A 15,016-nucleotide genomic window follows, 5' to 3' on the forward strand; every position below is an offset into this window, starting at 1 on the left:
TGCCGGAGGTGCGTAGTCAGTTGGCGTTGTCGTGGGGGACGGAGACCTTCCTGGTGGACGGCGCGGACAGTACTGACGCGATGATCAAGCAGGTCGACCACTCGTTGGAAGGCATCGGCCGGTACTCCAAGGGCGATCAGGTCGTCATCGTCGCGGGTGCGCCTCCCGGGACGATCGGCTCGACCAACCTGATCCAGGTGCACCGGATCGGCGAGGACGACCACTGACCCGGAAACCGCTGCGCCCCACAGACACATCTCGTCCGTCGCGCGGAGAAGACCGCGTACCGGACCCATCTGAAAGGAACAAAGCCCATGACGATTCGCGTAGGCATCAACGGATTCGGCCGCATCGGCCGCAACTTCTTCCGGGCCGTCGCCGCCCAGAAGGCGCTCGGCGGCGCCGCCGACATCGAGATCGTGGCGGTCAACGATCTGACCGATAACGCGATGCTGGCGCATCTGCTCAAGTTCGACTCCATCCTGGGGCGCCTGGACGAGGAGGTGGTCGCCGACGGCGACACGATCCGGGTGGGCGATCAGGTGATCAAGGCGCTCGAGGTCCGGGAGGGGCCGTCGGCGCTGCCGTGGGGCGACCTCGGGGTGGACGTGGTCGTCGAGTCGACGGGCATCTTCACGGCGCGCGACAAGGCGCAGGGGCACCTGGACTCCGGCGCCAAGAAGGTCATCGTCTCGGCGCCCGCCGCCGGCGCCGACCTCACCGTGGTGATGGGCGTCAACGACGACAAGTACGACGGCAGCCAGCACATCATCTCGAACGCCTCGTGCACCACCAACTGCCTGGGCCCGCTCGCGAAGGTGGTCAACGACGAGTTCGGCATCGTCAGCGGATTGATGACGACCGTCCACGCGTACACACAGGATCAGAACCTGCAGGACGGCCCGCACAAGGATCCGCGCCGCGCCCGCGCCGCCGCGATCAACATCGTGCCCACCTCGACGGGCGCGGCCAAGGCCATCGGCCTCGTTCTGCCCGAGCTCAAGGGCAAGCTCGACGGCTACGCCCTGCGCGTGCCCATCCCCACCGGCTCCGTGACCGACCTGACCGTCGAACTGGGCAAGCGCGCCACCGCGGACGAGATCAACGCCGCGATGAAGGCCGCCGCGGAGGGGAGTCTCAAGGGCATCCTCAAGTACTACGACGCCCCGATCGTCTCCTCGGACATCGTGACCGACCCGCACAGCTCGCTCTTCGACGCCGGCCTCACCAAGGTCGTCGACGATCAGGCGAAGGTGGTCTCCTGGTACGACAACGAATGGGGCTACAGCAACCGCCTGGTGGATCTCACCCGCCTCGTGGGGAAGTCGCTGTAAGAGCGCCGATCACAGCGCCGTCGACAGCCTGCGGACGGCCTCGCGGAGATCGTCCGGCGACGAGGTCGTGAAGCACAGGCGCAGTGCGGTGCCCAGATCCCGCTGCACGGCGAAGGCGGATCCGGGGACGTAGGCGACACCCGCGTCGACAGCCCCGGCGAGCGGCGCGGACGTCCGGGTCCCGTCGGCGAACTCGCCCCACACGAACATGCCGCCCTCGGGCGTCGTCAGGCGCAGCCGGTCACCGAAGGCGTCGATGAGCGCGGCGTGCAGGGCGAGCGCCCGCTCGGCGTACACCGAGCGGATCCCTGCGACGTGCCCGTCGAGCCACACGGAGTCCGCGAGCAGCTCCGCCGCGATGGCCTGAGTGAGGCTCGAACCGCACAGGTCCGCCCCCTGTTTGAGGCGTTCGACGAGCGCGAGCACCGCGGGGTCGCCGTGCATCCAGCCGACGCGGAGCCCGGGTGCGACGATCTTCGAGGCGCTCGACAGGCGCAGCACCCGGTCGGAGTACGCGGCGACGGGCGGCACCGTCGACCCCGCGAACCGCAGATCGCCGTACGGGTCGTCCTCGATGATCCAGAAGCCGAACTCGTCGGCGAGACGGGCGAGTTCGCGTCGGCGTTCCTCGGCCAGGGTCGCGCCGCCCGGGTTGTGGAAGTTCGAGACCGTGTGCACGATCCGGATGCGTTCGCGCTCCAGGATCGGGCGGAGTTCATCCACGCGCATGCCGCCGGCGTCCATCGGCACACCGATGACGCGGGCCCGCGTCGTATCGAAGGCCTGCAGCGCCCCGATGTAGCCGGGGTCCTCGACGATCACCACGTCGCCGGGATCGAGGAGCGCCTGCGCCAGGAGGGAGAGCGCCTGCTGCGAGCCGTGGGTGATCACCACGGCGCCCGCGTCGCGCCCCAGCTTCGCCGACTCGCGGGCGTGCACCACCTCGCGGAGGGGGAGCGCGCCCGTCGTCACGCCGTACTGGAGCGCTGCGGGGGAGGTCAATGCCGCCTGGACGGCGCGGGCCACGCGATCGGTCGGGAGCAGCTCCGGCGCGGGGAGGCCGCCGGCGAGGGAGAGCACTCCCGGGCGATCGACGACGGAGAGCAGGTCGCGGATCGCCGAGCCGCGGACGGCGCGAACGGACAGGGAACCGATTTCCTGGGACATGCGTGGAGCATCTCAGAAGTACTCTCACATATCGAAACCAATTTCCCATCCAGTGAGAAGGCACCCGCTGCGGCGGCTCGCTCGCATCTCCCTAGCGGGGCGGCGTGCGCCTCCGCGTGTCGTGCATTCCCCAGGTCCATGGACCTGGGGAGGCGGCCGTCCCGCTAGGGAGCGGTGCCCGGGCGGTCAGGCCCAGTTCAGCGTCCGCTCCACTGCGCGGTTCCACTCGGTGTAGAGGTGCTCGCGCTCGTCGGACGGCATCGTCGGCAGCCACCGAGCGTCCTCCGCCCAGTTGGTGCGGATCTCGTCCAGCGTCCACACACCGGTGGCGTACCCGGCGGCGTAGGCGGCGCCGAGCGCCGTGGTCTCGATGATCCGGGGCCGGATCACCGGCACGTCCAGCACGTCGGCCTGGAACTGCATCAGCGTGTCGTTGACGACCATCCCCCCGTCGACCCGCAGCTCCGTGAGCGGGATCCCGCTGTCGGCGTTCATCGCCTCGATCACTTCGCGGGACTGGTAGGCGGTCGCCTCCAGTGCGGCGCGGGCGATGTGCCGCTTGTCGGAGAAGCGCGTGAGGCCGACGATCACGCCGCGCGCGTCCGGCCGCCAGCGCGGCGCGAACAGCCCGGAGAAGGCGGGGACCACGTACACGCCGCCGTTGTCGGGGACGCCGGTGGCGAGCTCCTCGACCTCCGGGGCCGCCGAGATGATGCCGAGGTTGTCGCGGAGCCACTGCACCAGCGAGCCGCTCACGGCTACCGAGCCCTCGAGCGCGTAGACGGTGGCCTCGTCGCCGAGTTTGTAGCAGACCGTCGTCAGGAGCCCGTGCTCGCTGAAGATCGGGCGTTCGCCCGTGTTCAGGAGCAGGAAGTTGCCCGTGCCGTAGGTGTTCTTGGCGGAGCCCTCGTCGAGCGCCGCCTGCCCGAACATCGCGGCCTGCTGGTCGCCCAGGATGCCGGCGATCGGCACGCCGCCGAAGACGCCGCGCTCGCGGACGGTGCCGTAGACCTCGGCGCTGGAACGGATCTCGGGCAGCATCGCCATGGGGATGCCCATCGCCGCGCAGGTCGCCGGGTCCCAGGCGCCGTCCGCGAGGTTCATCAGCATGGTCCGCGAGGCGTTGGTGATGTCGGTGACGTGCAGGGGTCGCGCGGTGTCGGTCCGGTCGCTCCCGCTCCCGAAGTCGTCGTCGGTGGTCAGGTTCCAGACCAGCCAGGAGTCGATCGTGCCCGCGCACAGCTCGCCCCGCTCGGCGCGCTCGCGCGCACCCTCGACGTGATCGAGGATCCAGGCGATCTTCGGCCCCGAGAAGTAGGTCGACAGTGGCAGGCCGCACGAAGTGTGGAAGCGATCGCGGTCCGGCTCGTCGAGGCCGACGGAGGCGAGCTCCTCGCAGAGGGCGTCGGTGCGGGTGTCCTGCCAGACGATGGCGTTGTGGATCGGCTCGCCGGTGGCGCGATCCCACACCACGACCGTCTCGCGTTGGTTGGTGATGCCGACCGCCGCGATGTCACCGGCGGTGAGGTCGGACGCCGCGAGGGCCTCCGCGCACACCAGGCGCGTGTTCACCCATATCTGCGTGGCGTCGTGCTCCACCCACCCGCCGCGTGGGAAGATCTGGTCGTGTTCCCGTTGTTCGGAGGCCACGATGGTCCCGCGCCGATCGAAGATGATGCACCGCGTCGAGCTGGTGCCCTGATCGATCGCGGCGACGAACTGCGGATCGCGAGATGTACGAGAATCAACGGCCACGCCCGAATACTGACATGGTGATCACTGATGAACGCTGCCAACCCTGAAACAGCCACCACTCCGGGTCTTTCCGGTGCGGCCTCCGCGGGTGTCGCCACCACCGCCTCGCTGCTCTCGCCGGAGTACCGGTCCCGGGCCTGGGACCTGCTCGGTTCCGAGGAGTACGACGTCGTCGTGATCGGTGGCGGCATCGTCGGCGTGGGCTCGGCGCTCGACGCCGCGACCCGCGGCCTCAAGGTCGCCCTGGTGGAGGCGCGCGACTTCGCGTCCGGCACCAGCTCGCGCAGCTCGAAGATGTTCCACGGCGGCCTGCGCTACCTCGAACAGCTGGAGTTCGGCCTGGTCCGCGAGGCGCTGCACGAGCGCGAGCTCTCCCTCTCGACGCTCGCCCCGCACCTGGTCAAGCCGTTGCCCTTCCTCGCGCCGCTGACCAAGCGCGTCTTCGAGCGGCCGTACATGGCCGCAGGCATGTTCCTCTACGACACCATGGGCGGCGCGAAGTCGGTGCCGGCGCAGAAGCACCTCACCCGCGCCGGGGCGCTGCGGCTCGCGCCCGGACTCAAGCGCGGCGCCCTCGTCGGCGGCATCCGCTACTTCGACACCGTGGTCGACGACGCCCGGCACACCATGACCGTGGCGCGCACGGCCGCGCACTACGGCGCCGTGGTCCGCACCTCGACGCAGGTCGTCGACTTCCTCCGGGAGGCGGACCGGGTCTCGGGCGTGGTGGTCCGCGACAGCGAGACCGGCGCCACCACGGAGGTCCGCTCGACCGTCGTCATCAACGCCACGGGCGTGTGGACCGACGAGCTGCAGGCCCTCTCGCACCAGAAGGGCCGTTTCCGGGTCCGGGCGAGCAAGGGCGTGCACATCCTGGTGCCGCGCGACCGCATCGTCAGCGACGTCGCGCTGATCCTGCGCACGGAGAAGAGTGTGCTGTTCGTGATCCCGTGGGGCATCCACTGGATCATCGGCACCACCGACACCGACTGGAACCTCGATCTGGCGCACCCCGCGGCCACGGCGACGGACATCGATTACATCCTCGGCCACGTCAACAAGGTGCTCATCACCGAGCTGACCCGCGACGACATCACCGGCGTCTACGCGGGGCTGCGTCCGCTGCTGGCGGGGGAGTCGGACGAGACCAGCAAGCTCTCGCGCGAGCACGCCGTCGCCGCGATCGCACCGGGCCTGGTCACCATCGCGGGCGGCAAGTACACCACCTACCGGGTGATGGGCTCGGACGCCGTGGACGCCGCGGAGGCCTACCTGCCGCACAAGATCCCCGCCTCGTGCACGGAGAAGGTGCCGTTGCTCGGCGCCGACGGCTACTACGCCCTGACCAACCAGACGACGTCGATCGCGGCGGAGCACGACGTGCACCCGCACCGCGTGACGCACCTGCTGAACCGGTACGGCTCACTCATCGGCGACGTGCTCGCGCTGGCCGAGCGCGACCGCGGGCTCCTGGAGCCGCTGGCCGGCGCCCCGCAGTACCTCCGGGTGGAGGCCCTGTACGCCGCCAAGGCCGAGGGCGCGCTGCACCTGGAGGACGTGCTCGCCCGCCGGACCCGCATCTCCATCGAGTACCCGGACCGCGGGCTCGAGGCCGCCGCCGAGGTCGCCGACCTCATCGCGCCGGTGCTGGGCTGGTCGGCCGCGGACATCGCGCGGGAGCTGGAGAACTACGGGGCGCGCGTGGCCGCGGAGATCGAATCACAGAACATGCCCGACGACGAGACCGCCGACGCGCTGCGCGCCGCAGCGCCCGAGGCGCGGGGCGAGATCCTCGAGCCCGTGCCGGTCCCCGGCGTCGAGCACAGGGCGTCCCGGCCGTAGCGGTGCGTCGCCCGACCGTCCCCGCTCGGCCGAAGGGCACAGACGCCGTGCGACGTTTCCTACCTTCGGTGGAGTCGGCGTCGCCCGCACTGCGGCAGAGTCGCGTCATGATCATGACGCCCGCGGATCGGGTCATGCTCGCCGTGGTCCTCACCGGAGGGTGGGCGATCGGAACGATGATCTCCCTCATCGTCGACTCGTCGCCCCTGTCCCTGGTCCTGAACGCGGTGGCGTCCCTGGGGGGTGCCGTCACCGTGTGGGCGGAGATCCGTGGAGCGAACGCGGCATGGTCATGGGGCGGGGCGGCGGTCGCCGCCGTGGCGTTCACGGTGGCGGCCGCACAGCCGCTCGACGCCCCGATCTGGCTCGCCGGGGCCAGCTGGATCTTCGTGATCGTCGCCGGGATCACGGCGTCGTACGCGGACACCTCGCTCGACGGGGTCCTCGAACTCGTGGCGGGTGTCCTCGCGGTTCTCCCCGTCATTCCGCTGGCGGTGGACGACCCGCGGCTCCTGGTCCTCGCCTTCCTCCTGGCCGGCGCCGTCAACGCGGCCGTCATGTTCGGGCATCGCCACCGGACCGCGGAGCGACGACTCGAGGAGACCCGCGTGGAGGTGCAGCTCGCGGAGCGCACGGCGATGGCACGGGAACTGCACGACGTCATCGCCCATGAGGTGACGGGGATCGTGGTGCTGGCCCAGGCGGGGATCGCCGCGGGTGCGGACTCCAGCGGCACGCTCGCCCGGATCGAACGCAGCGGAGCCCGCGCCCTCGCGGACATCCGGGCCATGGTCGGGACCCTGCGGGAACCCACGGACGTACCCGCGCCGCTCGCCCCGTCGGCGTCCGACTCGTTCGGGTTGCAGGCCGCGCTCGCGGAACTCTCCCGGGACACCGAGGGGGAGCGGATCACGGTGACGGTCGACCCCGCGGCCGACGGGGAGGACGTCCCCGACCTCGTCCGACTGGTCGCGCACCGCGTGGTCAGCGAGGGGGTGACCAACGCCCGCCGACACGCGCCGGGCGGGAGCGTGCGGATCACCGTCGGGCGGAACGCGCGCGAGATCCGGGTCGACGTGGCCGATGACGGTCCGGCCGACGGGGGCGTGCCGGGGCCCGGGCCCGGCGGAGGTACGGGGCTGGCGGGCCTGATGGAGCGGGCGGCCACCGTCGGGGGCCACGTCACGTACGGACCCGACGGCCGCGGTTGGCGTCTCGCCGCGACCCTGCCGATGCACGGGGTGCGCTGACGTGACGATCAGGGTGGTGCTGGCCGACGACCAGGAGATGGTCCGGATCGGGTTCGCGATGATCCTCGGCGCCGCGCCCGACATGGAGGTGGTGGGGCAGGCGTCCGACGGCGTCGAGGCGGTCTCGGTGATCGCCGAGACCCGCCCCGACGTGGCCCTGCTCGACATCCGGATGCCTCGGCTCGACGGCATCGAGGTGGGCCGGCGCGTCGCCGAGTCGTCGACCCGGGTCGTGATCGTCACGACCTTCGGTGAGCCCGACTACGTCGATGCGGCGCTGGGCGCGGGCGCCTCGGGCTTCCTGCTCAAGGACGCCGGCCCGGACCTGCTCATCGCCGCGGTCCGCGCCGCCGCGACCGGAGACGCCCTGATCAGCCCGGAACTGACCGTCGACCTGTTGGCGAGGAGCCGGGCGTCCGGTCGCCGGGACGCCGCGGCCGCGGTGGCACTCGCGGAGTTGACCGTGCGGGAGCGGGAGGTGGCGCAGTGCGTGGCGCGCGGTCGCACGAACGCCGAGATCGCCGACGAACTGGTGATCAGCCTGGGCACGGTGAAAACCCACCTCGGGGCGATCACCCGCCGACTCGGGGCGCGCAATCGTGTCGAGGTCGCCGCCGCGATGTGGGCAGCGGGAGAGATGGACTGACGCCGCTGATCAGCGGGTGCCCGGCGTCCCGGAAGGGGTGGCGCTCGTCGAGGCGGCCGCGCTCGAGGCGGGGACGGGGCCCGTGGTGGGGACCGCGCTCGACGGGGCGCCGGCGGGCGTGAGGACGAAGGTCCACGACCGGTTGTTGTCCGGATCGGTGAGCACCATCTCGGCGCCGGTGCGCGACCAGATCCGCTCGCCCTTGAGGGCCTCGCTGATCGCGGTCTGCGTGCCCTTGGGGTCCGGGCAGTACCGCGTCGTCGCCGCGAGGCCGGCACCGAAGTCGACGCGGTCGGGGGTGGCCAGCGACGTGCCCGTGCCGGTGAGGGCGTTGCACGAGTCGTTGCCGGTGATGTTCGAGCCCTGCACCCAGAACCAGGCGGCGGGGTCGGACTTCAGCCGCCACTGGGAGCCCACGAGGGCGGGCTTCGACGGTGCCGACGACGCGGACGCCGAGGCGCTCGTCGAGGCGGCGGGATCGGCACCCGCGGATGCGGCGCACCCGGCCGTGAGGACGGCGGCACCCGCGAGCAGAGGAAGGACGAGGGAGGCGGACTTACGCATCATGTCTGCGATTATGCCGCCTCCCCCGTCACAGGGGAAACTCCAGCAACAACCCTAGTGGGTCTTACCGATGTCCACCCGCTCCTTCTCGGCTCCCTCGCGGAGCTGCTGCGCAGCGTCCGTACCGTCGACCGCGGTGCCCTGGTCCGCGCTCGCGTCCGCGGCCGGGCCCAGGTCGAGCGTGGTCCGCAGCGGCTTGTTCGGCAGCAGCGCAACGGCGATCAGGGTGACGATCGCGCAGGCCGTCGAGACCAGGAAGATCCGGCCGGTCGCATCGCCGAAGGCGGCGTTGGTGATCTCCACGAACAGCGGGTTGTGGGGGTCGGGGAGCACGCGGTGCTCGATCGCGCCGGCCTTCACCAGCTCCGTGACGCGCGCGGTGAGGACCGCGCCGAGCGCGGAGACGCCGATCGCGCCGCCGAAGGTGCGGAAGAAGGCGACCGAGCTCGACGCCGCGCCGATGTTCTGCACGCTGACCGTGTTCTGCACGGCGAGCACCAGGTTCTGCATGAGCGCGCCGACGCCGAAGCCCATGATCGCGATGTACACCTGCACCTGCCAGATCGGCGTGAGGTGATCGATCGTGCTGAGCAGGGCGAAACCGGCGACCATGACGATCGCGCCGCCCACGACGAACTGCTTCCACTTGCCGAACCGGGTGATCAGCTGGCCCGATGCGACGGACGAGAAGAGCATGCCGACCACCATGGGGATGGTGAGGACGCCGGCCATCGTCGGGCTGTAGCCGCGCGAGTTCTGGAAGTACAGACCCAGGAAGGACATGGCGCCGAACATGCCGACGCCGACGGCGATCGAGGCGATGATCGCGAGCGCGGTGGTGCGCTCGGTGATGATGCTGATCGGGATGATCGGATCCTTGGCGCGCAGCTCGACGAGGACCGTCGCGATGAGCAGGCCGATGCCGGTGATCAGGTACACCGCGGACGACGTGGAGACCCAGCCGTAGTTCTTACCCGCGAACGAGACCCAGATCAGCAGCACGGAGACGCCCGCGGTCAGCAGCATCGCGCCGAGCCAGTCGATGGAGACGTCGTTCTTGCGGGTCGACGGCAGGTGCAGCGTGCGCTGGATGAGGATCAGCGCGGCCACCGCGAGCGGAACGCTGACGTAGAAGCACCAGCGCCAGCCGATGTGATCGGTGATGACGCCGCCCAGGATCGGGCCGCCGGCCATCGAGACACCCATGACGGCGCCCATGTAGCCGGAGTACCGGCCGCGCTCGCGCGGCGGGACGATGCTGCCGATGATCGCGACGACGAGCGCGGTGAGGCCGCCCATGCCGATGCCCTGGATCACGCGGGCGACCATCAGTACCTCGACGTTCGGCGTCGCGCCGGCGAGGACGGAGCCGATCACGAAGATGATGATCGCGGACTGGACCAGGACCTTCTTGTTGAACAGGTCGGCCAGCTTGCCCCAGATCGGGGTGGAGGCGGCGTTCGCCAGCAGGGCGGTGGTGATCACCCACGAGAACGCGGTGGTCGAGGCGCCGAGGTCGGCGATGATCCGCGGCAGCGCGGTCGACACGACGGTGGTGCTGAGCAGTGCGGTGAAGAGGGCGGCGAGCAGGCCCGCCATGACCTCGAGGATCTCCCGATGGGTCATGGGGGCTGAGGACTGGGGTGGCGTATCCGCCGTGGTCTCGGACATCGGACCTTCTTTCAAAGATCTAAGCAATAACGTGCAGGGTGCAACTGTAACGTCGGCGAAGATATTCCGCCACCTCATTACCGTGTGATGCGGCTCGCAGTGGGTGGAACATGTTCTACCGTGATGGCATGGCCTTCACCATCGATCACAGCCGCGAGATCGCGGCGCCGCCCGCGCTCGTCTGGCAGGCGCTCACCGACTTCGCCTCCTACTCGCAGTGGAACCCCTTCGCGGTCGAGGCGAGCTGCGACCTGCGCCCCGGAGCGCCCATCACCATGCGCGTGGCGCTGCGCCCCCCGAAGGTGATGACGCAGAAGGAGTACATCGTCTCCGTCGACGAGGGCCGCGGATTCGCCTACGCCATGAAGCCCGCCCCCGCCGGCCTGCTGCGCAGCATCCGCGAGCAGGACATCGTCGACCTGGGCGACGGTCGGTCGCGGTACACCTCGCACTTCCAGCTCGACGGTCCGCTCTCGCCCGTCGTCGGTGCCCTCCTCGGCGCGAACCTGCGGCGCGGCTTCGACGGCAACGTCGACGGCCTCGTCCGGCGCGCCGAGTTCCTCGCGCGCTGATCCGCGCCGCGCACGGCGCCGCGGTCAGCCGTCCATGCGGAAGCCGATCTTGAGCGTCACCTGGGTGTGCGCCACCGCGCCGTTCTCGATGTGCCCGCGCGTGGACACCACCTCGAACCACTCCAGATTCCGCATCGTCTGCGCGGCGCGGTCGACCGCGTTCGCGATGGCCGCGTCGAAGCCCTCCGTGGAGGTCCCGACGACTTCGATCACTCGGTACACGTTGTTCGTCATACCTGTCCATGTTCCGCTTCTCCGGCGATCGGGGTGGCGGAACGGGCAGGACGACGGTCCGCGCTACCGCGCGCGGGCGCGGCGGGTGAACCGAGCGGTCGCGCGGGCGACGACCCGGTCGTCGGCGTCGGTGACCCGGATGACGAACAGGTCCTCCTTGGGAAGACGCTCGCCGATGCTCGCCTCCGCGCGCAGGACGTCGCCGCGGCGCGTCGGGCGCAGGTAGTCGATGTGGATCGCGCTGGCGACGCCGGTGTGCTCGTCGTCGTTCGCCGCTGCCGCCACCGCCGTGCCCGCCATCGCGAAGACGAAGGCGCCGTGGGTGGTGTCGTGCGGGTTGAGGTGGTCCTCGGTGACCGTCGCCGTCGCCACCGCGCGGCCGCCGCCGTGCCCCGTCACCTCGATCCCGAGGAACTTCGCGTAGCGATCGACGGGCTGCTGCGGGCTGCTCATCGGTCCATCCTCTCCGATCGCGCATCCGCCGCCGCGAGGGCGTCACGCATCGCCGCGCGCTCGGCCTCCGGCCACGGGCCGGACTCGGCGAGCGGGATCTCGGTCATGAAGCGCCGCTGGGCCTCCGGGATCCGCGTCACGAACCCGTCGGGGTCGCGGCCCGCCGTCGCGTAGAGGTCGGGGCCGTCGGCGTAGTACGGATCGATGAGGACTGCAGTGCCGTCGGCGCGGCGCATGACGTTCGACGGGTTGGTGTCCAGCGGCCCGCACCACGGCAGCTCCCGGAGTGCCTTCGCGTGGATCCGGGCGACGATCGCCGCCAGCTCCGCGACGGGCTCCGCACGGGTCTCGAGCGAGCGGTGGAAGGACTCCGCCACCTCCTGCGGGGCGTCTTCGAGCCGCTCCAGGACCTGCAGGTCGCCGCCGCCCGCGAGCCGGCGGTGCGCGTGCAACGCCGGAACCCGACCCGTGCCCACCGCCTCCCGGTAGAGGGCCGCGGTGTACGGGCCGACGGGGTCGAACGGGCTGATCCGTGCGACGAGCGCACCGTCGGGCGAGGCCAGGACGATCGCCCAGTCCCCGGCACCACAGCGCGTCCACCCCGCCGCGGTGAACGCAGCCTGGGCGGCACGGTGGTCGGCCTCGGGCGGCAGGTCGACGGGGAGCGCATCCATCCGCCCAGTCTGCCCGGCGGGGGCGCACGCGGGGCCGTCCGCGGTGCCGCGGATCAGGGCGGCCTTCTGCACCTTGCCCATGGCGTTGCGGGGCAGGGCGTCGACGAAACGGACCTCGCGCGGCCGTTTGTGCCACGACAGCTCGTGGGCGACGTGCGCGGTGAGCTTCTCGGCCGCCGCATCGTTGCCGCTCCCGAAGGCGGCAACCACGTACGCGACGATCCGCTGCCCGAGGTCGGCGTCCGGCACGCCGACGACGGCGACCTCCCGGACCTCGGGGTGTGCCAGCAGCGAGGTCTCGATCTCGCCCGCCCCGATCCGGTAGCCGCCGGACTTGATGAGGTCGACGGATTCCCGCCCGACGATGCGATGGAACCCGGCCGCGTCCTTGATCGCGACATCGCCTGTGACGAACCATCCGTCGTCGGTCCAGGACGCTGCGGTCGCCTCCGGTCGGCCGAGGTAGCCCGCGAACAGCATGGGGCCGCGCACCTCGAGCCGGCCGACGCTCTCGCCGTCGGCGGGCACCTCGGTGCCGTCCTCGTTGCGCAATCGCGTCCGCACACCGTCGACCGTGGAGCCGACCCACCCGGGACGGCGCTCCCCGTCGGCACGGGTGCTGAGCGTGATCATGGTCTCCGTCATCCCGTACCGCTCGATCGGTGCGTGGCCGGTGAGCGCGTGCAGCCGCTCGAAGACCGGTGCGGGGAGCGGCGCGCTGCCGGAGACGAGCAGCCGAGCGCCGGCCAGCGCTCGGGCGCTCGTCTCGTCCGCGGCGATCCGCCCCCACACCGTCGGCACCCCGAAGTACATGGTGGCGGGGGTCGCGGCGTACCGCTCAGGCGTCGCCTTCCCGGTGTGCACCACGCGCGAGCCGATGTGCAGCGACCCGAGGACGCCGAGGATGAGGCCGTGGGTGTGGAACAGCGGAAGCCCGTGCGCGACGGTGTCGCGGTCGGTCCAGTCCCACGCCTCGGCGAGCGCGTCGAGGCCCGCCGCGATCGCGCGGCGACTGAGCAGTACGCCCTTCGGTGCACCCGTGGTGCCCGACGTGTAGAGGATCATCGCGATGGAGTCGTCCTCCCCCGTGCGGACCACCGGGGCGAGGCTCTCGGCCTCCGCTCCTACGGTGAGGCCGACCGAGTGGACGGGCAGACGGGCGGGCTCGCGCGTCTCGCCGACCCACGCGGTCGCCGCTGAGTCCGCGACGATGTGGGACACCTCGGCAGGCCCGGCGTCCGGCGGGACGGGCACCACCGTGATGCCGGTGAGCAGGCATCCGGTGACCGCCACGACGGTCTCGAGAGTCGGTGTGGCGCAGACCGCGACCGGACCGCGGGTGTTCAGAGAAGCGGCGAAGGACAGCGCGGCGGAGCGCAGTCCGGCGCGCGAGATGCTGCGGCTGTCGACGGTCACGGCTCGCGGATCGTCGGAACGCGTGGGATCGAGGAGCGCGGAGAGCAGGGCAGTCATGAGAACACCATTCCGGGGACGATGAGGGTGAGGGTGAGAGCGATCGGGCCGACGACCACCATGGACAGGCCCCAGCGCGTGAGCATTCGGGTCATCCGCGGTCGCTCGGCCTCGTCGACCGTCGTGGCGACGTACGTGGCGCCGACGGTCGAGAACGGCGAGACATCGACGATCGAGGAGCACACACCGATGGCGCAGATCAGTGCCCATCCGGGAATGCCGCCGTCGGCGATGAGCGGGAGCGCGAGGGGTACGAGCGCGGCGAGCATCCCGGTGGTGGAGGCGAACGCCGAGATCAGCGCGGCAGCTGCGCACAGCAGGAGCGCGGCGACGAGCGGCGAACCGAGGTGGACCGCCTGCCGGCCGAGCATGTCCACCACGCCGAGCTCGGTGAGCACGCCGACGAACGTGATGATTCCGCCGACGAGAAGGACCGAGCCCCAGTCGATCCTGGTCATCGCCTGCTTACCCGCGGCGGGGTCGACGAGGGCGAGGACGGCGCCGAGCGCGAAACCGAGGACACCGATGTCGGGTTCCAGGCCGCTGACCGAGAGCGCGATCACGGTGCCCACCAGGCCGGCCATGGCGACGATGGTGAGGGTCTGGATCGGCGTCGGTCGGCCGGGCCTCGCCGGCTCGGCGGCCGGGCCGTCGTCGTCGACAGTGAGGGTCGACTGGCCCGATTCGGAGAGTGCGGCTCCCCGGGCGACCATGGCCTCCGCGAACGCGGGGGTGCGACGTTCCACGCGGGAGCGCCCGAAGAGGGCGTAGGCGACGGCGACCAGCACCACGTTCACGGCGACGGCGACGCCGAACAGGAGGAGCGGGCTCAGGGTGATGCCCGCCGCGTCGGCCGTGCCCCAGGTGATGATCCCGAACAGACTGGTCGGCGCGAAGGCGCCCGCGCTGAGCCCGGCGCCCATGGACAGCGCCATCAGCATCGGATCGATGCCGCGGCGGTGCGCGATGCTCATACCCATCGGCGCCATCACCAGGCCTCCGAGCGGCGCGCCCATCGCCGAGAGCCCGGCGGTCAGCACGAAGAAGGCGGCGGGGAAGAGCTTGTCGCGCCCGCCGACTCGGGCGAGCGAGGACTCGATGAGCCAGTCGACGGTGCCGTTGGCGTGGGCGACGCCGAAGAAGTAGGTCACCCCGACGAGGAGCACCAGGATCGACAGGGGGAACTCCGCGACGACGTCCTTGAGCGCCATGTCCGCGACCCACAGTCCCACGCCGCATGCGGCGGGGAACATGACGATCCCGATGTTGACGTTCCGCGCTGCGGAGAGCGCGAAGACCGCGATGAACACTCCCAGCGCTATCAGTTGTGCTGACACGGGACCCTCTTTTCCTATCGGTCCACTGTGTAGCACAATGGACT

The 15,016-nt window shown here is 71.0% G+C and carries 13 protein-coding genes and 1 pseudogene; 6 read left to right on the forward strand and 8 right to left on the reverse strand.

Translation table 11 applies throughout. The features are described from left to right. Together FK530_RS20675 and gap are read left to right on the forward strand one after the other, a co-directional pair. On the forward strand, positions 1-227 hold a 227-nt coding region (locus FK530_RS20675; RefSeq protein ID WP_316250495.1), incomplete at its 5' end, for a pyruvate kinase alpha/beta domain-containing protein. 87 nt (positions 228-314) lie between these two features. Continuing rightward, complete coding sequence (gene gap / locus FK530_RS20680; protein WP_146488863.1) at positions 315-1,334, forward strand: type I glyceraldehyde-3-phosphate dehydrogenase; 1,020 nt, start codon at positions 315-317, stop codon at positions 1,332-1,334. A 9-nt stretch (positions 1,335-1,343) separates the two neighbouring features. On the opposite strand, the gene FK530_RS20685 is transcribed toward gap, so the two are convergent. Continuing rightward, on the reverse strand, positions 1,344-2,501 hold the full coding sequence (locus FK530_RS20685) for an aminotransferase-like domain-containing protein (protein ID WP_146488864.1): 1,158 nt from the start codon (positions 2,499-2,501) through the stop codon (positions 1,344-1,346). 186 nt (positions 2,502-2,687) lie between these two features. After that, entirely contained in the window at positions 2,688-4,256 is a 1,569-nt protein-coding gene (glpK, locus tag FK530_RS20690) for a glycerol kinase GlpK (RefSeq protein WP_146488865.1), read from the reverse strand. 27 nt (positions 4,257-4,283) lie between these two features. Here glpK and FK530_RS20695 point away from each other — a divergent pair, with 27 nt between their 5' ends. From FK530_RS20695 to FK530_RS20705, 3 genes are all read left to right on the forward strand, one after another. Then, a complete protein-coding gene (locus tag FK530_RS20695; protein WP_231706737.1) occupies positions 4,284-6,098 on the forward strand; it encodes a glycerol-3-phosphate dehydrogenase/oxidase in 1,815 nt (604 codons plus the stop codon). 107 nt (positions 6,099-6,205) lie between these two features. Then, positions 6,206-7,348, forward strand: coding sequence for a sensor histidine kinase (locus FK530_RS20700; RefSeq protein ID WP_146488866.1), 1,143 nt, complete (start codon positions 6,206-6,208; stop codon positions 7,346-7,348). Position 7,349: 1 nt separating this feature from the next. Further along, positions 7,350-7,994, forward strand: coding sequence for a response regulator (locus tag FK530_RS20705; protein ID WP_146488867.1), 645 nt, complete (start codon positions 7,350-7,352; stop codon positions 7,992-7,994). A 9-nt stretch (positions 7,995-8,003) separates the two neighbouring features. Here the strand turns inward: FK530_RS20705 and FK530_RS20710 are convergent, their stop codons facing one another. After that, positions 8,004-8,561, reverse strand: a complete 558-nt coding sequence (locus FK530_RS20710) for an META domain-containing protein (protein WP_146488868.1) — start codon at positions 8,559-8,561, stop codon at positions 8,004-8,006. Between the two features lie 51 nt (positions 8,562-8,612). Continuing rightward, positions 8,613-10,229, reverse strand: coding sequence for an MDR family MFS transporter (locus FK530_RS20715; protein ID WP_146488869.1), 1,617 nt, complete (start codon positions 10,227-10,229; stop codon positions 8,613-8,615). A gap of 128 nt (positions 10,230-10,357) precedes the next feature. Between FK530_RS20715 and FK530_RS20720 the strand changes: the two genes are divergently transcribed. After that, a complete protein-coding gene (locus FK530_RS20720; RefSeq protein ID WP_146488870.1) occupies positions 10,358-10,801 on the forward strand; it encodes an SRPBCC domain-containing protein in 444 nt (147 codons plus the stop codon). Positions 10,802-10,825: 24 nt separating this feature from the next. Here FK530_RS20720 and FK530_RS20725 read toward each other — a convergent pair whose 3' ends face one another. The 4 genes and pseudogenes from FK530_RS20725 to FK530_RS20740 all read right to left on the reverse strand — a co-directional run bounded on the left by FK530_RS20725 (position 10,826) and on the right by FK530_RS20740 (position 14,972). Continuing rightward, a complete protein-coding gene (locus FK530_RS20725) occupies positions 10,826-11,035 on the reverse strand; it encodes a dodecin (protein ID WP_146431322.1) in 210 nt (69 codons plus the stop codon). Between the two features lie 63 nt (positions 11,036-11,098). Beyond that, a complete protein-coding gene (locus FK530_RS20730) occupies positions 11,099-11,488 on the reverse strand; it encodes a hotdog fold thioesterase (protein WP_146488871.1) in 390 nt (129 codons plus the stop codon). Positions 11,489-12,213: 725 nt separating this feature from the next. After that, a pseudogene (locus tag FK530_RS20735) lies at positions 12,214-13,635 on the reverse strand (acyl-CoA synthetase); the annotation flags it as partial. Beyond that, a complete protein-coding gene (locus tag FK530_RS20740; RefSeq protein ID WP_146488872.1) occupies positions 13,632-14,972 on the reverse strand; it encodes an SLC13 family permease in 1,341 nt (446 codons plus the stop codon). The pseudogene FK530_RS20735 and the gene FK530_RS20740, both read right to left, overlap by 4 nt. Between the last annotated feature and the right edge of the window lie 44 nt (positions 14,973-15,016).

The sequence above is a fragment of the Tsukamurella conjunctivitidis genome, from assembly GCF_007858475.1.
GTDB classification, from domain to species: domain Bacteria; phylum Actinomycetota; class Actinomycetes; order Mycobacteriales; family Mycobacteriaceae; genus Tsukamurella; species Tsukamurella conjunctivitidis.